At 68.1% G+C, this 22975-nt stretch carries 22 protein-coding genes; 17 read left to right on the top strand and 5 right to left on the bottom strand.

The window, feature by feature from the left end; all coding sequences use genetic code 11:
* The first annotated feature begins 150 nt into the window (after positions 1–150).
* From TSH64_RS16415 to TSH64_RS16445, 7 genes are all read left to right on the top strand, one after another.
* Positions 151–1044, top strand: a complete 894-nt coding sequence (locus tag TSH64_RS16415; protein WP_109446468.1) for an SMP-30/gluconolactonase/LRE family protein — start codon at positions 151–153, stop codon at positions 1042–1044.
* A 15-nt stretch (positions 1045–1059) separates the two neighbouring features.
* Positions 1060–2010, top strand: coding sequence for a LysR family transcriptional regulator (locus TSH64_RS16420; RefSeq protein ID WP_109446470.1), 951 nt, complete (start codon positions 1060–1062; stop codon positions 2008–2010).
* A gap of 188 nt (positions 2011–2198) precedes the next feature.
* The gene (locus TSH64_RS16425; protein ID WP_109446472.1) at positions 2199–2735 is read left to right on the top strand and encodes a formate dehydrogenase subunit gamma; all 537 of its coding nucleotides are present in this window, start codon (positions 2199–2201) and stop codon (positions 2733–2735) included.
* Positions 2732–4312 (top strand): NADH-quinone oxidoreductase subunit NuoF, encoded by a 1581-nt coding sequence (locus tag TSH64_RS16430; RefSeq protein ID WP_109446474.1) that lies wholly within the window; start codon positions 2732–2734, stop codon positions 4310–4312. Before TSH64_RS16425 ends, TSH64_RS16430 begins: the two co-directional genes overlap by 4 nt.
* Before the next feature lie 24 nt (positions 4313–4336).
* A complete protein-coding gene (gene fdhF / locus TSH64_RS16435) occupies positions 4337–7192 on the top strand; it encodes a formate dehydrogenase subunit alpha (protein ID WP_109446476.1) in 2856 nt (951 codons plus the stop codon).
* Between the two features lie 20 nt (positions 7193–7212).
* Positions 7213–8055 carry a formate dehydrogenase accessory sulfurtransferase FdhD gene (gene fdhD, locus TSH64_RS16440; RefSeq protein ID WP_109446478.1) on the top strand — a complete coding sequence of 281 codons (843 nt, stop codon included), beginning with the start codon at positions 7213–7215 and terminating at the stop codon, positions 8053–8055.
* Positions 8056–8079: 24 nt separating this feature from the next.
* Positions 8080–8307, top strand: coding sequence for a formate dehydrogenase subunit delta (locus TSH64_RS16445; protein WP_109446480.1), 228 nt, complete (start codon positions 8080–8082; stop codon positions 8305–8307).
* A gap of 26 nt (positions 8308–8333) precedes the next feature.
* On the opposite strand, the gene TSH64_RS16450 is transcribed toward TSH64_RS16445, so the two are convergent.
* Both TSH64_RS16450 and TSH64_RS16455 read right to left on the bottom strand, forming a co-directional pair.
* Positions 8334–9095 carry a methyltransferase domain-containing protein gene (locus tag TSH64_RS16450; RefSeq protein ID WP_109452725.1) on the bottom strand — a complete coding sequence of 254 codons (762 nt, stop codon included), beginning with the start codon at positions 9093–9095 and terminating at the stop codon, positions 8334–8336.
* Between the two features lie 39 nt (positions 9096–9134).
* Positions 9135–10640, bottom strand: a complete 1506-nt coding sequence (locus TSH64_RS16455) for a L,D-transpeptidase family protein (protein WP_109446482.1) — start codon at positions 10638–10640, stop codon at positions 9135–9137.
* Between the two features lie 424 nt (positions 10641–11064).
* Between TSH64_RS16455 and urtA the strand changes: the two genes are divergently transcribed.
* The 7 genes from urtA to TSH64_RS35890 all read left to right on the top strand — a co-directional run bounded on the left by urtA (position 11065) and on the right by TSH64_RS35890 (position 17603).
* Entirely contained in the window at positions 11065–12318 is a 1254-nt protein-coding gene (gene urtA / locus TSH64_RS16460; RefSeq protein ID WP_247873376.1) for an urea ABC transporter substrate-binding protein, read from the top strand.
* Between the two features lie 163 nt (positions 12319–12481).
* Entirely contained in the window at positions 12482–14119 is a 1638-nt protein-coding gene (urtB, locus tag TSH64_RS16465; RefSeq protein WP_109446486.1) for an urea ABC transporter permease subunit UrtB, read from the top strand.
* Between the two features lie 4 nt (positions 14120–14123).
* A complete protein-coding gene (gene urtC / locus TSH64_RS16470; protein ID WP_109446488.1) occupies positions 14124–15296 on the top strand; it encodes an urea ABC transporter permease subunit UrtC in 1173 nt (390 codons plus the stop codon).
* Between the two features lie 3 nt (positions 15297–15299).
* Positions 15300–16046: an urea ABC transporter ATP-binding protein UrtD gene (gene urtD / locus TSH64_RS16475; protein ID WP_109446490.1), complete on the top strand. Its 747-nt coding sequence runs from the start codon at positions 15300–15302 to the stop codon at positions 16044–16046.
* 14 nt (positions 16047–16060) lie between these two features.
* Positions 16061–16756 carry an urea ABC transporter ATP-binding subunit UrtE gene (gene urtE / locus TSH64_RS16480; RefSeq protein ID WP_109048892.1) on the top strand — a complete coding sequence of 232 codons (696 nt, stop codon included), beginning with the start codon at positions 16061–16063 and terminating at the stop codon, positions 16754–16756.
* Between the two features lie 205 nt (positions 16757–16961).
* Entirely contained in the window at positions 16962–17264 is a 303-nt protein-coding gene (locus TSH64_RS16485) for a hypothetical protein (RefSeq protein WP_247872979.1), read from the top strand.
* 186 nt (positions 17265–17450) lie between these two features.
* Positions 17451–17603 (top strand): hypothetical protein, encoded by a 153-nt coding sequence (locus TSH64_RS35890; protein ID WP_199237574.1) that lies wholly within the window; start codon positions 17451–17453, stop codon positions 17601–17603.
* A gap of 55 nt (positions 17604–17658) precedes the next feature.
* Here the strand turns inward: TSH64_RS35890 and TSH64_RS16490 are convergent, their stop codons facing one another.
* A complete protein-coding gene (locus TSH64_RS16490) occupies positions 17659–18540 on the bottom strand; it encodes an HAD family acid phosphatase (protein ID WP_109446492.1) in 882 nt (293 codons plus the stop codon).
* A 106-nt stretch (positions 18541–18646) separates the two neighbouring features.
* Complete coding sequence (locus TSH64_RS16495; protein WP_109446494.1) at positions 18647–19279, bottom strand: glutathione S-transferase; 633 nt, start codon at positions 19277–19279, stop codon at positions 18647–18649.
* Between the two features lie 109 nt (positions 19280–19388).
* Here TSH64_RS16495 and TSH64_RS16500 point away from each other — a divergent pair, with 109 nt between their 5' ends.
* Complete coding sequence (locus TSH64_RS16500) at positions 19389–20288, top strand: LysR family transcriptional regulator (protein WP_098737142.1); 900 nt, start codon at positions 19389–19391, stop codon at positions 20286–20288.
* A gap of 42 nt (positions 20289–20330) precedes the next feature.
* Here TSH64_RS16500 and TSH64_RS16505 read toward each other — a convergent pair whose 3' ends face one another.
* A complete protein-coding gene (locus TSH64_RS16505; protein ID WP_247872980.1) occupies positions 20331–21326 on the bottom strand; it encodes a formylglycine-generating enzyme family protein in 996 nt (331 codons plus the stop codon).
* A 223-nt stretch (positions 21327–21549) separates the two neighbouring features.
* Here TSH64_RS16505 and TSH64_RS16510 point away from each other — a divergent pair, with 223 nt between their 5' ends.
* Entirely contained in the window at positions 21550–22071 is a 522-nt protein-coding gene (locus tag TSH64_RS16510; protein ID WP_109446496.1) for a ferritin-like domain-containing protein, read from the top strand.
* A gap of 160 nt (positions 22072–22231) precedes the next feature.
* On the top strand, positions 22232–22975 hold a 744-nt coding region (locus TSH64_RS35895; RefSeq protein WP_109452728.1), incomplete at its 3' end, for a hypothetical protein.

Genomic DNA, 22975 nt, shown 5'->3' on the forward strand with positions numbered 1-22975 from the left:
TCCGCCGGATCCTGTTCCACGCCGTTCCATCCCCCGCCGGGCGCGGGACCGGTCCCGCCGGGGCGCTCGCCAGAGGCCTTGCCAGAGTCCTTGATCACGCGGCCGAACTGTCCGACCCTGCGGGTCCGTTCGACTCCCGAGGATCCTGCGATGACCGCCAGCCCCGCCTTCACCTGCGTGCTCGATGCCCGTGCCAGGCTGGGGGAGGGGCCGGTCTGGTCGGTGGACGAGCAGGCGCTCTATTGGGTCGACATCAAGGGCAAGGCGCTGAACCGCTTCGATCCGGCGACCGGCGCAGCCCGTGCGATGGCTCTGCCGGAGGAGATCGGCTGCGTCGCCCCGCGCAAGGGCGGCGGCTTCATCGCCGGTCTGCGCTCCGGCCTGTGGCAGCTGGACGGGGAGGGGCGGCCGGTGACTTGCCTCGCCGCCAATCCGGAGGACCAGGGCGCCAGCCGCTTCAACGACGGCAAGACCGATCCCGCCGGCCGCTATCTGGCCGGCACGCTGGACGAGCCGAAGGCCGGCGGCAAGGCGCATCTCTACCGCTACGACCGCCGCGGGCTGGCGGTGCTGGCCGGCGGGCTGCTGACCTCCAACGGGCTGGCCTTCAGTCCGGACGGGCGGACGCTCTACCATGCCGACACGCCGACCTTCACCGTCCGCCGCTACCGCTACGATCCGGCGACCGGGGCGATCTCGGACGGCGAGGTCTTTTTCCGGCTGGAGCCGAAGGACGGCGACCGCGGCCGGCCGGATGGGGCGGCGGTGGATGCCGAGGGCTGCTATTGGTCGGCGCTCTACGAGGGCGGGCGGGTCGCGCGCTTCTCGCCGGACGGGGAACTGCTGTCGGAACATCCGCTGCCGGCGCGCTGCCCGACCATGGTGGCCTTCGGCGGTCCCGACCTGCGCACGCTCTACGTCACCACCGCCAGCGCCGGCCGCCCGGCCGACGAGCTGGAGCGGCTGCCGCAGTCGGGCGGGCTGTTCGCCATGACGGTCGATGTGCCGGGCCTGCCGGTCCCGCCCTTCGACCCGGCGGCTTGAGCCAGGGGAGGGGCGATGTTCCGCAAGTTCGTCTATCTGCTGGCACTGGCGCGCGAGAAGCATTTCGGCCGCGCGGCGGAGAGCTGCCACGTCTCGCAGCCGACCCTCTCCAACGCCATCCGCCAGCTGGAGGAGGAGCTTCAGGTCCCCATCGTCGAGCGCGGCCAGAAGTTCGAGGGCTTCACGCCGGAGGGGCTGAAGGTGCTGGAATACGCCCGCCGCATCGTCGGCGAGCGCGACAGCCTGCGCCACGAGCTGCTGGCGCTGGCCCAGGGCGTCACCGGCCATCTGCGGCTGGGCGCCATCCCCACCGCCTTGCCGGTGGTTCCGCATGTGCTGACCCCCTTCACCACCCGCTTTCCGCACATCCGCTCCAGCGTCGTGTCGCTCAGCTCGCGCGAGATCCAGCGCGGGCTCGACGAGTTCGAGCTGGACGCCGCCATCACCTATCTCGACAACGAGCCGCTGAACAACGTCCGCACCCTGCCGCTCTACACCGAGCGCTACCACCTGCTGGCCCGCCGCGACGATCTGGCGGAGGAGCTGATCGCGCAAGGGGCGGTGCCGTGGGAGAAGGCGGCGGCCTTGCGGCTCTGCCTGCTCACCCCCGACATGCAGAACCGCCGCATCGCCGACACCGCCTTCCGCATGACCGGGCGGACGGTGGAGGCGGCGATGGAGACCAACTCCATCGTCACCCTCTACACCATCGTTCGCGCCGGCAGCTGCGCCAGCATCGTGCCGGGCCAGCTGCTGACCTTCGTGCCGCCGCATCCCGACATCGTCGCCCTGCCGCTGGTCGATCCGGAGCTGAGCCACGTCGTCGGCCTCGCCTATGCCGACCGCGACCCGCCGCCGCCGCTCGCCAAGGCGCTGGCGGTGGCAGCCGCCGATGCCGACATCGCCCAGCGCGTCGCCATCGGCGTCGCCGACGCCATGATCCCCTGGCGGCTGGCGATCCGCTGAAGGGGCGCCGCGGCGCTTGATAGCCAAAAGCTATCACGCCATCAGAAAATACAATTTGCTGGTATACCGTATCCTCCGCCACTCTGACGGTGCCGGGCGACGAGAGACGTCCGGAAAAAGCCAACAGAGCCAAGCCAGAACGACGCCGACCCCAAGAGCGGCGCGGACGATCGCAAGGAGGGACACCCGTGAACGCTTGCCATCCGTGGAGCGCTGAGCGCGCCATGACGATTGTCGAAGACAATCGGCATCTGCGCGGCGCCCTGCTGCCGATCCTCCACGCCCTGCAGGAAGAGTTCGGCTACATCGACGAGGAAGCCATCCCCCTGCTGGCGACGGCGCTGAACCTCTCGCGCGCCGATGTGCATGGCGTGGTCTCCTTCTATCACGAATTCCGCCGCGAAAAGCCCGGCCGCCACACCATCAAGGTCTGCCGGGCCGAGGCCTGCCAGTCGATGGGCGCCAACGCGCTGGTCGACCACATCAAGTCGCGCCTTCAGGTCGATTTCCACGGCACCACCGCCGACGGCGCCTTCACGCTGGAGCCGGTCTTCTGCCTGGGCAACTGCGCCCTGTCGCCCGCCGTCATGATCGACGAGAACCTGCATGGCCGGGTCTCCCCCGACCGCTTCGACGAGCTGGCGGCCGAGACGCGGACCAACCCGCACGCCCACAACCAGATCCCCCGCGCTCTCAGCCACTCCCACAAGGGGCACGCCCAATGAGCGGCCATCTGATCACCGTCTTCGTCCCGCGCGACTCTGCCGCCCTGTCGGTCGGCGCCGATGCGGTTGCCGCCGCCATCCGGGCCGAGGCCACCAGGCGCGACCTGCCGCTGCGCATCGTCCGCAACGGCTCGCGCGGCATGCTCTATCTGGAGCCGCTGGTCGAGGTGGAGACCCCGGAAGGCCGCGTCGCCTACGGCCCGGTCACCGCGGCCGACGTGGCCGGCCTGTTCGACGCGGGCTTCCTGACCGGTGGGGAGCATGCGCTGGGCCACGGCCTGACCGAGGAAATCCCCTATTTCAAGAAGCAGGAGCGGCTGACCTTCGCGCGCTGCGGCATCATCGATCCGCTGTCGGTCGAGGACTACCGCGCCCATGGCGGCTTCCGCGGGCTGGAGAACGCGCTGGCGATGTCCCAGGCGGAGATCGTCAAGGCGGTGACCGACAGCGGCCTGCGCGGCCGCGGCGGCGCCGGCTTCCCCACCGGCATCAAGTGGAACACGGTGATGCAGGCCCCGGCGGACGAGAAGTTCGTCTGCTGCAATGCCGACGAGGGCGACAGCGGCACCTTCGCCGACCGCATGATCATCGAAGGCGACCCCTTCTGCCTGATCGAGGGCATGACCATCGCCGCTATCGCGGTGGGGGCCACCTCCGGCTACGTCTACATGCGCTCGGAATACCCGCACGCCACGGCGACCCTGCGCCATGCCATCAAGCTGGCCTATGACGAGGGCTGGCTCGGCGACAACATCCACGGCACCGACCGCACCTTCCATCTCGACGTCCGCGTCGGCGCCGGCGCCTACATCTGCGGCGAAGAGACCGCGATGCTGGAAAGCCTGGAGGGCAAGCGCGGCATGGTGCGCGCCAAGCCGCCGCTGCCGGCGCTGGAAGGCCTGTTCGGCAAGCCGACCGTGGTCAACAACGTGCTGTCGCTCTGCTCGGTGCCGATCATCCTCGACAAGGGCGGCGAGTATTACCGCGACTTCGGCGTCGGCCGGTCGCGCGGCACGCTGCCCTTCCAGCTCGCCGGCAACATCAAGAACGGCGGCATCGTCGAGAAGGCCTTCGGCATCACCCTGCACGAGCTGCTGTACGAATATGGCGGCGGCACCATCACCGGCCGGCCGATCCGCGCGGTGCAGGTCGGCGGTCCGCTGGGCGCCTACCTGCCGCCCTCGCAGTTCGACCTGCCGAAAGACTATGAGGCCTTCGCGGCGCAGGAGGCGATGGTCGGCCACGGCGGCATCGTCGTCTTCGACGACAGCGTCGACATGGCCCAGCAGGCCCGCTTCGCCATGGAGTTCTGCGTCGCCGAATCTTGCGGCAAGTGCACTCCCTGCCGCATCGGCTCGACCCGCGGGATGGAGACGCTGGACAAGATCATCGCCGGCAAGAACGTCGATGCGAACCTGACCCTGCTCGCCGACCTCTGCGACGTGATGGTGGACGGCTCGCTCTGCGCCATGGGCGGCATGACGCCCTATCCGGTGCGCAGCGCCGTGAAGCACTTCCCGGAAGACTTCCGCAAGAAGCAGCACGCCGTCCGCGTCACCCACATCGCCGCCGAATAACGAGCGACCCCAGGAGCACCCGAGATGACCCTCATCCACGAGACCGACTACGGCACCCCGGCCCGCGTCTCCGAGACCCTGGTGACGCTGGAGATCGACGGCCGCAGCATCACCGTTCCCGACGGCACGTCCGTGATGCGCGCCGCGATGGACGCCGGCATCACCGTGCCCAAGCTGTGCGCGACCGACAGCCTGGAGCCCTTCGGCTCCTGCCGCCTCTGCGCGGTGGAGATCGAGGGGCGCCGCGGCACCCCGGCCTCCTGCACCACCCCCGTCGCCCCCGGCATGAAGGTCTATACCCAGACCGACAAGCTGGCCAAGCTGCGCCGCGGCGTGATGGAGCTGTACATCTCCGACCACCCGCTGGACTGCCTGACCTGTGCGGCCAATGGTGACTGCGAGTTGCAGGACATGGCGGGCGCCGTGGGGCTGCGCAACGTCCGGTACGGTTTCGAAGGCGAAAACCACCGTGCCGCCGCGAAGGACGAAAGCAACCCGTACTTCACCTTCGACGCTTCCAAGTGCATCGTCTGCTCGCGCTGTGTCCGTGCCTGCCAGGAGACCCAGGGCACCTTCGCGCTGACCATCGACGGACGCGGCTTCGCCTCCTCGGTGTCGCCGGGCGCCAACGAGAGCTTCATGGACAGCGAGTGCGTGTCCTGCGGCGCCTGCGTCCAGGCTTGCCCGACCGCGACCCTGACCGAGAAGTCGATCATCGAGCACGGCCAGCCCGAGCACAGCGTCATCACCACCTGCGCCTATTGCGGCGTCGGCTGCTCCTTCAAGGCCGAACTGCAGGGCACCACGGTGGTCCGCATGACGCCATGGAAGGACGGCGGCGCCAATGAGGGCCATTCCTGCGTCAAGGGCCGCTTCGCCTGGGGCTATGCCACCCACAAGGACCGCATCATGAAGCCCATGGTGCGCGAGAAGATCACCGACCCGTGGCGTGAAGTGTCGTGGGAGGAGGCGGTCGCCTATGCTGCCGAGCGGCTGAAGGCGGTGCAGGCCAAGTACGGCCGCGGCTCCATCGGCGGCATCACCTCGTCGCGCTGCACCAACGAGGAGGTCTATGTCGTCCAGAAGATGATCCGGGCCGCCTTCGGCACCAACAACATCGACACCTGCGCCCGCGTCTGCCATTCGCCGACCGGCTACGGCCTGTCGCAGACCTTCGGCACCTCGGCCGGCACCCAGGATTTCAAGAGCGTCGACAAGTCCGACGTCATCCTGGTCATCGGCGCCAACCCGACCGACGGCCACCCGGTGTTCGGCTCCCGCATGAAGAAGCGCCTGCGCGCCGGGGCCAAGCTGATCGTCGTCGATCCGCGCCGCATCGATCTGGTGCGCAGCCCGCACGTCCAGGCCGAATACCATCTCCAGCTCCAGCCCGGCACCAACGTCGCCGTGGTGAATGCCATCGCCCATGTCATCGTCACCGAGGGGCTGGTCAACCGCTCCTTCGTCGAGGGGCGCTGCGATCCCAAGGAGTTCGCGAAGTGGGAGGCGTTCATCGCCGAGCACCGCAACTCGCCGGAGTACCTGGAATCGCGTACCGGCGTCCCGGCCGATCAGGTCCGCGCCGCCGCCCGTCTCTATGCCACCGGCGGCAACGCCGCGATCTATTACGGCCTCGGCGTGACCGAGCACAGCCAGGGCTCCAGCACGGTGATGGCGATCGCCAACCTCGCGATGGCGACCGGCAACATCGGCCGCGAGGGCGTCGGCGTGAACCCGCTGCGCGGCCAGAACAACGTGCAGGGCTCCTGCGACATGGGCTCCTTCCCGCACGAGCTGCCGGGTTACCGCCATGTGTCGGACGATGTTGTGCGCCAGGAGTTCGAGACCGCCTGGGGCGTCACGCTGGATCCGGAACCCGGCCTGCGCATTCCCAACATGTTCGACAGCGCGCATGACGGCAGCTTCCGCGGCCTGTTCGTGCAGGGCGAGGACATTGTCCAGTCCGACCCCAACACCAACCACGTCACCTCGGCCCTGGAATCGCTGGACATCGTCATCGTCCAGGACCTGTTCCTGAACGAGACGGCGGCCTTCGCCCACGTCTTCTTCCCCGGCACCTCCTTCCTGGAGAAGGACGGCACCTTCACCAACGCCGAACGTCGCATCAACCGCGTCCGCAAGGCGATGCCGTCGAAGGTGGGCCGGGACGAGCATTGGGTCGCCTGTGCGCTGGCGACGGCGATGGGCTATCCGATGCACTACGAGACCACGTCCGAGATCATGGACGAGATTGCCCGGCTGACCCCGACCTTCCGCGGCGTCAGCTTCGAGAAGCTCGACCGCGTCGGCAGCGTCCAGTGGCCCTGCACCGGCTTCGAGGACGACGACACCGGCATGGCGATCATGCACGAGGAGAGCTTTGCCCGCGGTCTCGGCCGCTTCGTGATCACCGAATATGTGCCGACCGACGAGCGGACCACGCGGATGTACCCGCTGGTGCTGACCACCGGCCGCATCCTCGCCCACTACAATGTCGGTGCCCAGACCCGCCGCACCGCCAACGTGGCCTGGCATCCGGAGGATGTGCTGGAGATCAACGCGGTGGACGCGGAGATCCGCGGCGTCAAGGACGGCGACATGGTGTCGCTTGCCAGCCGCATGGGAGCGACGACGCTCCGCGCCGTCATCTCCGACCGCATGCCGGCCGGCGTCGTCTACACCACCTTCCACCACCCGGTGACCGGGGCCAACGTCATCACCACCGAGAATTCGGACTGGGCGACCAACTGCCCCGAATACAAGGTGACGGCGGTGCAGGTCGCCCGCAGCAACCAACCGTCGGACTGGCAGGTTGACTACGCGAAGAACGACGTCGAGCGCAAGCGCATCGCCGCCGCCACCGTGATCGCCGCCGAGTGACGGCCTGAGGAGTGGGAAGCATGACCGCGATGCCTTCTGGGTCCATCCCTCCCGACGATACGTCCCCGCTCTCCACGGCGATGTGCTCCATCGCCGTCACCGGCACCGGCTTTTCCGCCGGTGTCGGGATGGAGGAGGGCGCGGACGTCGAATGGCAGGTGCCGGAGGAAACCGCGGTCGCTTTCGAATACAACGGCCGGTCCCATGCCGTGATGATGGCGACCCCCGCCGATCTGGAAGACTTCGCGCTTGGCTTCAGCCTGGCCGAGGAGATCGTCGGGGCCGCCGCCGATATCGAGAACATCGCCGTGCGGGAAACCCCGCTGGGCTTCGTCGTCAACCTGACGGTCGATCCCCTGCGGCTCCTGCGCGGAAGTCTGCGCAGCCGCTCCATGGAGGGGCGGAGCGGCTGTGGCCTGTGCGGCGTGGACAGTCTTGTCCACGCCGTTCGGGAGCCCCGCAAGATCGAGACCTCGCTGGACGTCGAGCCGGCCGCCGTGGCCGCCGCCTTCCGCGCCCTGCCGGACCACCAGCCGATGAACCGGGCCAACCGCTCGGTCCATGCCGCCGCCTGGTGCGCGCCCGACGGCGCCATCCGCATGGCCCGCGAGGATGTCGGCCGCCACAACGCGCTGGACAAGCTGATCGGCGCCGTCGTGCGCTCGGGCGCCGACCCGGCCACCGGCTTCGTGGTGATGACCAGCCGTTGCAGCTTCGAACTGGTGCAGAAGACCGCCGCGGTGGGCATCCCGCTGCTGGCGACCATCTCGGCGCCGACTGCGCTGGCGCTGGAGCTGGCACGCAACGCCAACCTGACCCTGGGTGCCCTGTCGCGCCGCGACACCGTCATCCTGTTCCGCTGACACCAACCCCTTCCGGAGACACCGATGAGCCACACGAACCACGCCAAGGATCTGGTCCGGATGGCGAACCAGATCGCCGTCCATTTCGCCACCTACCCGCATGAGGAAGCGGTGACGGAAACCGCGACCCACATCCGCAAGTTCTGGGATCCGCGCATGCGCGCCGGCCTGTTCGCCCATGTCCAGTCCGGCGGCGAAGCCGACCTGCACGAGGTCGCCCGCGGTGCGGTTGGGGTGCTTCAGGCGCGCTGAGATCGAACGGGCGTCGCCGGGAGCCGTCAGACCTTGCGAAAGGCGAACATCGCCGTTTCGTAGGGAAAGGCGATCTCGGTTGCGCCCGCCAGTTCCGGCGTGTTCGCGATCAGCGCGCGGACATCCCGTTCGACCTCCGCCTGCAGGTCGGAGGGAAGAGCCGCAATGAAGCTGACCGAAAGCGTGCGCCTGACGATGACGTCGTCCGGGCTGCCGACATGGGCATGGCGGACACAGCGTTCGTCGATGGGCTCGAAGCCCGGTGCCGGGAACACTCGGCGCCAGTCGCCGGTCCGGTAGCGCGGGGTGCCGGCCTCCCAGGGGTCGGTGATGGCGGACAGCGCCGCCACCCAGGGCCTGCTTTCGTCCCGGACGTTCCAGATCAGTCCCAATCTGCCGCCCGGTGCCAGGACCCTGCGCATTTCCTGGAGAGCGGCGGTCGTGGCGAACCAGTGGAACGCCTGCGCGCAGACCACCGCATCGACGGAGCCGTCGGGCAGGGGAATCGTCTCGGCGGTCCCGGCCAGGACGGTCAGGTCGGGGAAGCTGTGGACCAGCTGCTCGCGCATGCCGGCAATCGGCTCGACGGCAACGACCTCGCCGCCGCACTCCTTCTGCACCGCGATGAACTTGCCGGTGCCGGCACCGACCTCCAGGACTTTCCGGCCAGGACCGACGCCCAGCACGTCGCGAAGCCATGCCAGGGCTTCGGCCGGATAGCCTGGGCGGCCTAGGACATAGGCTTTGGCACCGGTTTCATAGCCGCTGGAAGAGTGGTGAACCGGCATGTCGACCTCCAACCTTCCTTGCGGCTTGGAAACCTATCCTCACATGCCGGTCGACGTCGGCAGCGGCTTGGCCGGAGCCGGGGTGGAGGCCGAGGACAGCGACGTCGGCGCATGGGCGGTCGGGACCGGCAGCGGCGCCGGCTTGGACAGCGGGCGCGGCGTCGACACCGGTGTCACCGGATTGGCAGTTGCCGGGTTGGCCGACATCGCCGGTGCCGCAGAGCCCGACTGGCCCGACGGCGTCGCCAGCGTGGGCGGATCCTCGTAGATGTCGGGATGGACGCGCACCACGCCGGCGGTGTCGACCGAGGCGTTCCAGTAGACGAAGCGCACGGGGATGGCGTTCGGCAGCCGGATCGTCTTGGTCTCCCCGGTGTCGAGCTGCTGGCCGATGCCGGCCGGCGTCATCTTCGCGGCACCCAGCAGCGTCTCCGCCATCATCCGGGCATCCTCCAGCCGCACGCAGCCGGAGCTGGCGGCGCGCAGGTCGCGGCTGAACAGGCGCGGGTCGTTGGTGCCATGCAGGAAGATGCCGTCGCCGTTGGTCAGGTTGAAGCGGAAGCGGCCCAGCGCGTTGTCGTCGCCCGGCCTCTGGACGATGCGCACGCGGCCGGGATCGACCGACCACCAGTTGACCGACTGGGTGTTGGCGACCTCCGACCCGTCCAGATAGACGGCGGCGTTCTTGATGCCGGTGGTGCCCTTCTTGCGCAAGGCCGGCAGCTTGTCCTCGCTCAGCACCGTCGGCGGCACGGTCCAGGTCGGGTTGATGGTGACGCTGGTCACCTTGTCCTGGAGCAGCGGCGTCTTGCGCGACGGCCGGCCGACCACCGCCCGCATGGTGAAGGTCGGGCGGCCATGCTCGATCAGGGTGACGGACTGGCCGGGCAGGTTGACCAGGATGGTGGTGTCGGGGATGGAGGCCTGCTGCGCCCGCATCGCCGCGGCGGCGCGGCGCAGAAGCGCCACGGTCTGCGCCGGGGTGCGGTCCATCGCCTGACGGGTCACCTCGCCGACCTTGCCGTCGGGCTGCAGCCCCTCGGCGAGCTGGAAGGCGCGCACGGCGGTCTCAACATCGTCGTTGAAGCTGTCGGTCCACTTGTCGGCGGACAGGAAGCCCATCTCGATCAGGCGGCGCGACACCTTGCCGACGCGGTCGGCCAGCGGCGAGCGCACGGTAATGACCACCGGCGGCGCCGGCTCCACCGGTTCCAGGCCGGGCAGGGTGGGGGCCTGCGCCTGCTGCACGTCGGCAGGGGGCACGTCCATTGCCGGGGCGACGCTCTCGACCATGCCGCCGTCACCCTTCTTGACGACGGCGCCGTAGCCGATGCGGGTGACCTGTGCCTTGGGCGCGTTCTGCACCTCCAGGGCACGCTGTTCCAGCGCCGCGGCCCAGCCGGCAACCAGCGGCGGCTTGGCGGCGTGCACGGCCTCCTTCGCCGCCGCGGCAAGCGCCGGACCGCTCAGGACGATGCCGACCAGCCCGCCGACCATGCAGAGGGCGGCGGAACGGCGGGAGATCGGGCGACGGATGTCATGCATGGCGACGGGACCGGAACGTGAACGGAAAGGATCGACCGCTGCAACCTTCGACAAGCCTCCCGTGAATCGCAAGCGACATTTGGTGACGACAGCCCTGCTGTTCACACTGTTGCTCCCTTGCATCGCCGCTTCACCCGTCAAGAGATGTTGCCGTTACACGCGCTCATCCACCGGTTGGACGCCGTGGCGACCGATTTATTCCGAACCTTCGCAGGAGGTAACGCCGCGAAGTCGGACATGGAGCCGGGGGCGTGGCCGTATGTGTCATTTGACGTAGATACCGCCTTTCGCATGCGCGGTAGCTTTTCCTTCGACGATGTGGCGAAGCCCCGGAGCAACCGGGGCGCCAAAGGAAGGGGGCAACTTCATGCGGACCAAGCAACTGACGTCGAGCTTCGGGATCAGCGCGCTGGCCGGTCTGGCCATGGGTGCGATGGCATCCTTCGCGATGCCCGCCCAGGCGGCGGACGACACCATCAAGGTGGGCATCCTGCACTCCCTGTCCGGCACGATGGCGATCAGCGAGACGACGCTCAAGGACGTCATGCTGATGCTGATCGACGAGCAGAACAAGAAGGGCGGCCTGCTGGGCAAGAAGCTGGAGCCGGTGGTGGTCGATCCCGCCTCCAACTGGCCGCTGTTCGCCGAAAAGGCGCGCGAGCTGATCAGCAAGGACAAGGTGTCGGCCGTGTTCGGCTGCTGGACCTCGGTCAGCCGCAAGTCGGTTCTGCCGGTGTTCGAGGAGCTGAACAACATCCTCTTCTACCCGGTCCAGTATGAGGGCGAGGAGTCCTCGCGCAACGTCTTCTACACCGGCGCCGCCCCGAACCAGCAGGCGATCCCGGCCGTCGACTATCTGATGTCGAAGGAGAAGGTCCAGCGCTGGGTGCTGGCCGGCACCGACTACGTCTATCCGCGCACGACCAACAAGATCCTCGAAGCCTACCTGAAGAGCAAGGGCGTCAAGCCCGAAGACATCATGATCAACTACACGCCGTTCGGTCATTCCGACTGGCAGTCGATCGTGGCGGACATCAAGAAGTTCGGGTCGGCCGGCAAGAAGACCGCGGTGGTCTCCACCATCAACGGCGATGCCAACGTTCCCTTCTACAAGGAACTGGGCAACCAGGGCGTCAAGGCGCAGGACATCCCGGTCGTCGCCTTCTCCGTCGGCGAGGAAGAGCTGGCCGGCATCGACACCAAGCCGCTGCTGGGCCATCTGGCCGCGTGGAACTACTTCCAGTCGGTCGAGACCCCGGCCAACACCGACTTCATCAAGGCCTGGAAGGCCTACACCAAGAACGACAAACGCGTCACCAACGACCCGATGGAAGCCCACTACATCGGCTTCAACATGTGGGTGAAGGCGGTCGAGGCGGCCGGCACCACCGAGCAGGACAAGGTCATCGACGCCATGGTCGGCGTGGCCGTGCCCAACCTGACCGGCGGCTATTCGGCGATGCTGCCGAACCACCACATCACCAAGCCGGTGCTGATCGGCGAAGTGCAGGAGAACGGCCAGTTCGACGTCGTCTCCAAGACTTCGGGCCTCGTCCCGGGCGACGAGTGGTCGGACTATCTGCCGGACAGCAAGGATCTCATCGCCGATTGGCGCAAGCCGATGTCCTGCGGCAACTTCAACGTGAAGACCGGCAAGTGCGGCGGCAAGGGGTCGTGAGGGCCGCGTTTTCTCTCTGACCTGCCCTTTCTGAGCTTGAGTGGTTGCGACGCTTGCCCTTTCCCCTTTCCCGCCGGGCGGGGGAGGGGAGAGGGCAAGCGTTTCGCGTTTCCAGCCCCCCGCACCGCTCCTCCCGCACCGCCCCTGCACCGAAGGACTCCCGATGCGACGCGCTCTCCGCTGGCTGATGGCCGTCTGTGTGGTGGTCGCCACATCGACCGCCGCTTACGCCGCCGATCCCCGAGCAACTGATCTGCGCCCGCTCGTCCAGGCCCTGGGCAGCGGCGGCTATTCCGGAACCGAAAAGGCCCTGACGCAACTGTCGGAGGCCGGCGACCCGGCCGCCGTGCCGGTGATCGAGGCGCTCCAGGCCGGCGATCTCTATGTGCGCAAGGCCGACGGCACCGTCGTCGTCGCCCGCAAGGCCGGCGATGCCTTCACCCTGACCGACCCGCTGACCCGCGCCGCGCTCGGCGACGCGCCGGCCGCCGCGGTCGAGAAGATCCGCATCAACAATTCGCTCCGCCGCGCCATCAGCGCCTCTCTCGGTGCGCTCACCCTGATGAGCCCCGATGCCGGCGTCCGCCGCTCCGCCGCCGACGCGGTGTTCAAGAGCCGCGACGCCTCCGCGCTGGAGACGCTCGGCGCCGCCATCGCCAAGGAGCAGGACAAGGGCGTGCGCGCCGCCATGGAGCAGGCGCGCGCCGCCATCCTGCTGACCGGCGAGGCCGCGTCGAAGATGACCGACGCCGAAATCCAGTCGGCGACCGACACGCTGACCGCGCGCGGCGACCGCGACGCGCTGGTGCTGCTGAACATGGTCGCCGGTTCCGGCGCGTCCGACATCACCAAGAAGTCGGCCGCCGCGGCCGTCTCCACCCTGGAACAGAAGCTGGCCTTCTGGGCCGCGCTGCAAAATCTCTGGTACGGGCTGTCGCTGGGGTCGGTGCTGCTGCTGGCCGCCATCGGGCTGGCCGTCACCTTCGGCGTGATGGGCGTCATCAACATGGCCCATGGCGAGATGGTGATGATCGGCGCCTACACCACCTTCCTGGTGCAGGAGTTCTTCCGCGCCCATGCCCCCGGCCTGTTCGACCTGTCGATCCTGGTGGCGCTGCCCGCCGCCTTCCTCGTGTCGGGCGGTGTCGGCATCGTCATCGAGCGCAGCGTGATCCGCTGGCTCTACGGCCGTCCGTTGGAAACGCTGCTCGCCACCTGGGGACTGTCGCTGGCGCTCCAGCAGGCGGTCCGCTCCATCTTCGGCCCGACCAACCGCGAGGTGGGCGCACCCAGCTGGATGTCCGGCGCCTTCGAGCTGGGCGGCCTGACCATCACCTACGGCCGGCTGTGGATCGTCATCTTCGCCTTCACCGTCTTCGCGGCCCTGCTGGTGGCGCTGAAGCGCACCTGGTTCGGCCTGTCGATCCGCGCGGTGACGCAGAACCGGCCGATGGCCAACGCCATGGGCATCCGCACCGCGCGGGTCGATGCGCTGACCTTCGGCCTCGGCTCCGGCATCGCCGGGCTGGCCGGGGTGGCGCTGAGCCAAATCGACAATGTCAGCCCGAACCTCGGCCAGGGCTACATCCTCGACAGCTTCATGGTCGTGGTGTTCGGCGGGGTGGGCAACCTGTGGGGCACGCTGGTCGGCGCGCTGACGCTGGGGACCATGAACAAGTTCCTCGAACCCTATGCCGGTGCGGTGCTGGGCAAGATCCTGGTGCTGATCTTCATCATCCTGTTCATCCAACGGCGTCCGCGCGGCCTGTTCGCGCTGAAGGGCCGCGCGGTGGAGGCCTGATCCGATGCTGCTGCGCTTTTTCCTGATGGGGCTGGACCGCAAGGCCGGGATCGTGCTGACGATCCTCGCCATCCTGGCGGTCGCCGTCCCGGCAATGACGCTGTGGGTCCCGGCGGACTCGCCCTTCCACCTGTCGATCTTCACCGTCTCGCTGTTGGGCAAATACCTGTGCTTCGCGCTGCTGGCGCTGGCGCTGGACCTCGTCTGGGGCTATTGCGGCATCCTGTCGCTCGGCCACGCCGCCTTCTTCGCCCTCGGCGGCTACGCCATGGGCATGTACCTGATGCGGCAGATCGGCCCGCGCGGCGTCTACGGCAACCCGGTCCTGCCGGACTTCATGGTCTTCCTGAACTGGAAGGAGCTGCCCTGGTACTGGTTGGGCTTCGACCATTTCTGGTTCGCCGCCATCATGGTGCTGGTGGTTCCGGGTGCGCTGGCCTTCGCCTTCGGCTGGTTCGCCTTCCGCAGCCGCGTCACCGGCGTCTACCTGTCGATCATCACCCAGGCGCTGACCTTCGCCCTGCTGCTGGCCTTCTTCCGCAACGACATGGGCTTCGGCGGCAACAACGGCCTGACCGACTTCAAGGACATCCTCGGCTACGACATCCAGGCCGACACCACCCGTGTCGCGCTGTTCGTGGCGACGGTGGCGGCGCTGGCGCTCTCCTACATGATCGCGTCCGGCGTCATCGGCTCGAAGCTGGGCAAGGTGCTGGTGGCGCTGCGCGACGCCGAGAGCCGCGTCCGCTTCATGGGCTACGACACCGAGAGCTACAAGCTGTTCGCCTGGACCCTGTCGGCCTGCATGGCCGGCGTGGCCGGCGCCCTCTACGTCCCGCAGGTCGGCATCATCAACCCGTCGGAGTTCGCCCCGGCCAGCTCGATCGAGGCGGTGATCTGGGTCGCCGTCGGCGGGCGCGGCACGCTGGCCGGCGCCATCCTGGGTGCTGTTCTGGTCAACATGGGCAAGAGCTATTTCACCGGCGCCCTGCCGGAGCTGTGGCTGTTCGCCCTTGGTGGCCTGTTCGTGGCGGTGACCCTGTTCCTGCCCAAGGGTCTGCTCGGGATGGGCGCGCAGTTGAAGGCGAAGCTGCCGGGCCGCAAGGCCTCCCCTCTCCCCACCGCCCAAACCGCGAACCAAGCCACTGGCCAGACCGCTGGCCAGAAGGGAGCCTGACCCATGAGCGCGGAATCGACCCTTCTCTATCTCGACGGCGTGTCGGTCAGCTTCGACGGCTTCAAGGCGCTGAAAGGCCTGTCGCTGGTGATGATGCCCGGCGAGATGCGGGCGATCATCGGCCCCAACGGCGCCGGCAAGACGACGATGATGGACGTCATCACCGGCAAGACCCGTCCCGACACCGGCACCATCCTGTTCGAGGGCGACACCGACCTGACCCGCCTGCGCGAGGCGGCCATCGCCAACCTCGGCATCGGTCGCAAGTTCCAGCGCCCCACCGTCTTCGAGCCGCACACGGTGTGGGACAATCTGGAACTGGCGCTGAAGGCGCCGCGCCGGCCGCTGAAGACGCTGACCTACGCCATCAGCCGCGACGACCGTGCCCGCATCGAGGAGATCCTCGACATCACCCGCCTGTCGGCCCTGCGCAGCCGGCAGGCCGGCAGCCTGTCGCACGGGCAGAAGCAGTGGCTGGAGATCGGCATGCTGCTGGCCCAGGATCCCAAGCTTCTGCTGGTCGACGAGCCGGTCGCCGGCATGACCGACGCCGAGACCGAACAGACCGCCGAGCTGCTGTGCAGCATCGCCGGCAAGCATTCGGTGATCGTGGTGGAGCATGACATGAGCTTCGTCCGCGCGCTCGGCGTCAAGGTGACGGTGCTGGCCGAGGGCTCGGTCCTGGCCGAAGGCTCGCTGGACGCGGTCAGCGCCAACCAACAGGTCATCGACACCTATCTCGGCCGCTGACGGGAGACCCCAGCATGTTGGACGTTCGTTCCCTCGATCTGCATTACGGTGCCGCCCAGGCCCTGCGCAGCGTTTCCATGAAGGCCGAAATCGGCAAGGTCACCTGTCTGGTCGGGCGCAACGGCGTCGGCAAGTCCAGCCTGCTGCGCGCCATCGTCGGGCTGAAGCCGGTGTCGGGCGGCTCCATCGGCTGGGATGGCGCCGACGTGACGAAGATGGCGCCGGCCGACCGGGCGCGGCGCGGCATTGCCTATGTGCCGCAGGGGCGTGAGATCTTCCCGCTGCTGACAGTGCGTGAAAACCTGCTGACCGGCTACGCCCCGCTGCCGCGCGCCCAGCGCTCGATTCCCGACGAGGTGTTCGAGCTGTTCCCGGTGCTGAAATCCATGCTGGAGCGCCGCGGCGGCGACCTGTCGGGCGGCCAGCAGCAGCAGCTCGCCATCGGTCGCGCCCTGGTGACCCGTCCGCGCCTGCTGGTGCTGGACGAGCCGACCGAGGGCATCCAGCCGTCGATCATCAAGGACATCGGCCGCGCCATCTCCTACCTGCGCGACAAGGGCACCATGGCGATCCTGCTGGTCGAGCAGTATTTCGACTTCGCCCGCGACCTTGCCGACGACTGGGTGGTGATGGAGCGCGGCGAGGTGATGCTGTCCGGTCCGCGCAGCGGCCTGGACGAGCAGGAGGTCCGCAAATACCTGACGGTATAACCCCGATGGCATGGCGTTCCGGCCGGTGACGGGCGGAATATCCGCGGCCCCGTTGCGTCCTTGATCCATCGGGCCTGCCGTCCGGCGGGCCTGTTTCGGGAGGAACTGCGCAATGAAGTCCGCACTCCGTATCGCCGCTGCCGCCATTGGCCTGGGGGCCGTCCTGTCCGGCGCCCCGGCGTTTGCTCAGGACAAGGAACCGGCCATGACGGGAAAGACCGCGATGGGTCCTGTCCTGACCGACGCGAAGGGCATGACGCTCTATGTCTTCGACAAGGACGGTGCCGGCAAGTCCGCCTGCAACGGGCCTTGTGCGACCAACTGGCCGCCGCTGATGGCTCCCGCCTCCGCCAAGCCGATGGGCAAATACAGTGTCGTCACCCGCGACGACGGAAGCCGGCAGTGGGCCTACAACGGCAAGCCGCTCTACAGTTGGGCCAAGGATGCGAAGCCCGGCGACACCACCGGCGACGGCGTGAACAACGTCTGGCACGTGGCGAAGCCATAACGCTCCGTTCCTCGGCGGCGCCATGGCACTGCCGCCCAGCGCCATGGCGCCGCCTTTGCAGGAGTATACTTATCCGGTCGAGGTAATGCGCAAACGCCGACTTCGCAGGCGGCGCTCTTTAACAGTCGTTAAGGATCGAAACCGCATGATGGCTTCAACGTCATCTTGCTCATGGAGCAGCGGGCCATGTCGATCTACAACGCCACCTCGTTCGAAGCCGTTCCCGTCACCGAACCGAAGGTCCGCAAGATGCGCGGCCTGCCGCGCCTCGCGGTGTGGACGGTGATGATCGGCACGCCGTGGCTGCTGATCGTGGAAGCGGTGCGCCTGATCTTCTGAAGGTCAACCTCCAGGCCCGGCGCACCGTCCTTTCAGGCCATTATTGGGCAGGCCGTTATTGGGCCGGTGCCACCCAGGGCTCCAGCGCGCCGATCTTCTTGGCCCGCTTCTCGTCCGCCGACAGTTTGAAATTATGTCCGAAGGGCGCGCTCTCGAACGAGCCGTAACCGGGATTGGCCAGCATCAGCCAGTCGCGCCCGAAATGCTCCTTCGCCGCCTCGAACGCCTTCAGTCGGTCGGCCTCGCTGCCGTTGTAGGCATCGCTGAAGTCGCCGAAATTGTCGCCGAACAGCAGGACAATCCGGTAATCCTTGGCGATGTAGGCGCGCCGCGTCCCCTTCGCCGATCCCCAGTCCGGCTTTTCCTTCGACATCAGGAAGGTATCGACATTGCCGCCCATCGGGAAGCCCAGCGCCTGCGCGTTGCGGCGGGTCGGCTCCTCCTGGTCGGCGTTGCGGTTGGTGACGTAGAACACCTTCACGCCCTTCGATTCTGCATACTGGGTGAACTCGACCGCCCCCGGCACCGCCGTCGCCTTCTCCGCCTTCACCCAGGCATCCCACGTCTTGGGCGAAAATTCGCCGTTGGTGGTGACCAGCCCGGCCTGATAGGCGGAGTTGTCCATCGCCGTCTCGTCCAGGTCCAGCACCACCGCCGGCGGCAGATCCTGGTAGTTGCCGGTCTGCTCGGTCGCCGCGGTCCAGGTCTTTTCGGCCAGCGCCTTGTCCAGCTGCATCCGGCCCAGCGCATAGACCGCCAGCGAGTTCGCCTTGTATTCGACCGACCGCTGCATCCACAGCTCGGCATTCAGCAGATCGCTTTGCGGCACCGGGCCTTGGGGAGCCGGATCGGCCGCCAGGGCGGGGCCGGCCAGAAGGGAAAGGGCAACCGCACCGGACAGCAGCGACCAGCGCCCGGAACAGGCGGAATTGCGCATCGACTCATCCATCCATCAAGTGTCATGGAACTGTCATCGAAGCACAGATTCGGGTGCTTGGCGACGGTCCCGTGACGCTTGCGTCACGGTAATCGGCGGCGGGTCTTCAGGCCTGCTGGGGGATGGCGCTTTCCGGCATCGGGGTCAGCGCCGGGATCGCTTCCACCCGTTCCAGCCAGCGCCGCACCGCCGGATAGGGGGCGAGCGGGATGTGCCCTTCGGGAGCGCGGGCGACATAGGCGTAGCAGGCGATGTCGGCGATGGTCGGCCGCTCCGCCGCCAGCCAGTCGCGATTGCTCAGATGGCTGTCCATGAAGCGCAGCAGGCGTTCCGCGACCCTCTGCGCGTCGGCCAGCGTCCCAGGCCCGCCCCACAGGGTCAGGATGCGCGCCAGCGCCGGTCCGAAGCGCAGGTCTCCGGCGGCGACCGACAGCCAGCGCTGCACCTGCGCCGCCTGGTCCGGCGTCTTCGGGTTCCACAGGCCGGAAGCGTCGTAGCGGTCGGCGAGATAGACGAGAATGGCGACCGAGTCCGGCAGGACGAGATCGCCGTCGACCAGCACCGGGATTTGTCCGAAGGGGTTCAGGGCGAGGAAGGCATCCGACCGGCGAACCTCGGCGTTTGCTTCGACATAGCGATAGGGCAGGCCAAGGATGTTCAGGAAGGCTTCGACCCGGTGGGCATGCCCCGACAGCGGCGTGCCGTAGAGCGTAATGGCGGGATCGGTGCTGGTGCCCATGGCAAGGCCTCTTTCTCTGTGGATCGCGGATGCCCACAGCCAACCACTTGCGCCGCTCCGCAGGAATGGGTTTTGATGAAAAGGGACTCTTTCAGGAATTGGAAGAATTGTGGACCGGCTGGATGAACTGACGATCTTCGTCGCGATCCTGGAGACCGGCAGTCTGGCTGGGGCGGCCAAGCGGCTGCGGCGGTCGGCACCCGCCGTCACCCGCGCGCTGTCGGGGCTGGAGGAGCGGCTGGGTGTGCGGCTGATCGAGCGGACCACCCGCAATCTCGCCCCCACCGATGCCGGCCGGCGGCTGGCCGAGCAGGCCCGCCGGCTGCTGGCCGATTATGACGAGGCGCTGGCCGCCACCGGTACCGACCGGCCGATGCGCGGGCGGCTGCGCGTCACCGCACCGGTGATGTTCGGGCGCAAGCATGTGACGCCTCTGGTCCTCGACTTCATGCGGGAGTTTCCGGACATCCGCGTCGAGCTGACGCTGTCCGACGGCAACCTCGACCTGATCGAGGAGGAGCTGGACGTGGCGATCCGCATTGGCCCGCTGCCCGATTCCGGCCTCGTCGCCCGGCGGGTGGGGCAGGTCGGGCGCTTTCTGGTCGCCAGCCCCGGCTATCTGGCGCGGCGCGGCACGCCGTCGATGCCGGAGGATCTGTCCGGCCACGACATCATCCTGACGACGGCCCGGCCCGGTCCGCCGGACTGGCGCTTTCTGATCGACGGGCGGGAGCGGGTGCTGCGGGTGACGCCGAAGCTGGCGGTCAGCCACATCGAGCCGGCGTTGCTTGCCGCCCGCGACGGGCACGGCATCGCCCGTCCGCTGTCCTATCAGGCGGCGGACGATCTCGCCGCCGGCACGCTGGTGCGCCTGATGCCGCACGCCGAGCCGGAGCCGCTGCCGGTCCATGTCGTGGTGCCGACCGCAAGGCTGATGCCCGGCCGGGTGCGTGCCTTCCTCGACCATGCGGTGCAGGGCCTGTCGGCTCTGGAGGTGCTGCGCAGCTGATCCGCAGCCACGTCAGGGGTCACATGGTCAGGAATCGCATGGTCAGGGATCGCGGGCGACGCGGATGCCGTAGGCGGCATAGCCGCTCTCCGCCGCGTCCACCCGGCGCACGGCGGAGCGGACATAGCGCGGGTTGCTGTGCCATGACCCGCCGCGCATCGTCCGCTGCGAACAGCTCTCTCCGGACCGGCCGTCCGATGCGCAGTCCTCCACCCACTGCCAGACATTGCCCAGCATGTCGTAAAGGCCGAAGCCGTTGGCGCGGTAGCTGCCGACCGGCGAGGTGAACAGGGCGCCGTCGCGGCAGTTCGCCACCTCCCAGTCGGTGAAGCGGTCCTTGGCCGTCAGGTCGGCGACGTTCGCCGCATCGCAGCCCCTGGCCGGATCGTCACCCCACCAGCGTGCGGTCCGGGTGCTGGCGCGGGCCGCATATTCCCACTCCGTCTCCGTCAGCAGGCGATAGCGCTTGCCGGTCCGGCGGCTGAGCCAGTCCACATAGGCCTTGGCGTCGTACCAGCTCACACAGACCGCCGGGTCGTTGTTCGTCTGCGCGAACCCTGGCCGGCGCCAGGAGAAATGCCAGCGCGGCAACAGCTCCGTCTCTCCGGCATAGCCGCGGCAGACCGTCCGTGGCCGATAGCCGCTGTCCTGGATGAAGCTGGCATATTCGCCGCGGGTGACCGGATATTTGCCGACGGCGATGGGATGCTGGACCGACGCGGGGGTTTGCGGCGGCTCGTCGGGAAAGCGTTCCGTCTCCGTCGCCGGAGAGCCCTGGAGGTAGCTGCCGGCCGGGATGGTGACCAGGACGGGGGCGTCTGGATGGTCCCAGACCTCACGTGCCGGGCTGCCTGCCTGCCAGACATGGTAGGTCGCCAGCCTTTCGGTCCGCCAGGCGGTCAGATCGTCGGGCTCCACCCGGCGCCAGGCGGCCAGGGCCGTCAGCATCAGGATGAGGGCGACGACTGCACCGACGGAGCCGGGCAGGGTGACGGTCATGGCGGGGATGTCTTTTGCTGAGGTGCCGGTGCGGATCATGGAGCCATTTCCCCGCAGCCCGCCGCATCCGGCAACCGCGCGTCCGTGTCCCGGTCGGGGCACTTCCAGCCGCTACCCCAACCGGGCTTCAACGGGTACTGGGGCACCACAGCCGGAGGTTTGCCCCTTTGCGGTATGGCGCAAGCGGTAAGCATCGAAGACGGTGCCCTGCTGTTGGTGCGGGCAGACGTTCAACGGAGCGTTGATGCCACAGGAGAAACACATGGCTGCCTATCCCGCGGACCTCACGCGCGCGCTGTTCGTTACCGGCCTGCGCAACGCCCATGCGGTGGAACAGCAGGCTCTGGCCCTGATGGACCGCCAGCTCGACCGTCTGGTGAATTATCCCGAGGTCTCCGACCATTTGCGCATGCACCGTGGCGAGACCGAAGGCCAGATCACCCGCATCGAGCAGATCCTGGACCAGCTTCAGGAAACCCATTCCGGGCTGAAGGACACCGCCCTGTCGATCATGGGCAATCTGGCCGCACTCGGCCACAGCTTCGCCGAGGACGAGATCCTCAAAAACTCCTTCGCCAACTACGCCTTCGAGAATTTCGAGGTGGCGAGCTACCGGTCGCTGCTGACAGTGGCGGAGGCCGGCAACTTCGCCTTCGCCACGCCGCTGCTGCAGACTTCGCTGCGCGAAGAGGAGGCGATGGCCTCCTGGGTGCTCGAAAATGTGCCGACGCTGACGCTGAAGTACCTGTCGCTGAAGGCCAGCGACCGGACCGCCGGCCGCTGACGCCCGTTCCGCGTTGATGATGGCCGGGGCCGTCAGGTTTTCCCCGGCCATCGCGCTGCTGCAATGCAGCATTCCCGTCGCGTGCGGATTTTGAACGGTGACGAGTCGGGGGGCTTTGCCGTAAGAAACTTGGCGGGGTTTCAAAACGGATGGTTTGCCCGTGCTTCGATCGGTCTCTCTCTGCCTGTTCATCGCCGCGGTCGGCGGTCTTGCGGGCTGCACCTCCGACTATTCTCCCAACACCTACGCCTCCAGCGCGGTCCAGCAGGCCAACAAGGTCGAGCCGGGCATCGTCGTCGGCTTCCGTCAGGTGGCGATCAGCGCCAACGGCACCGTCGGCGCCGTCAGCGGCGGTGCGGCCGGCGGCATCCTGGGCGCGCAGGTCGGGACGGGCGGCATGAACGCCGCGCTCGGCACGGTCGGCGGCACGGCGATCGGCGGCCTGCTGGGCACGGCGATGGAACACATCGCCGGCGACACCAACGGCTGGGAATACATCGTCCGCAAGTCGAACGGCGAATTGCTGTCGCTGACCCAGAAGGAGCCGCAGCCGCTGCCCATCGGGCAGAAGGTGCTGGTCATCACCGGCAGCCAGGCCCGCATCGTCCCCGACTATTCCACCCCCGCCGACCCCGAGCCTGCGAAGGCCGATTCGGCGAAGTCCGAGGCCGCCAAGGCCGAGCCGGCCAAAACTGAAACGCCCCGGCCCGAAACCCCGAAGTCGGACATCAAGGCGGTGCCGCTCGCTCCGCCTGCCGAGCCCGCCCCGGCAGCCGCTCCCGCCGAGCAGTCCGCCACCAGCCCGGCGCAGCCTTCCAGCGGCGGTGGGCCGGTACGCCTGACCGCCCCCACCGACAATCCCCCCACCAGCCCGGTCCCCACCGTTCCCACGGCGGGGGCGGGA

Origin of the sequence: Azospirillum sp. TSH64 (assembly GCF_003116035.1) — a bacterium.
Classification (GTDB): Bacteria; Pseudomonadota; Alphaproteobacteria; order Azospirillales; family Azospirillaceae; genus Azospirillum.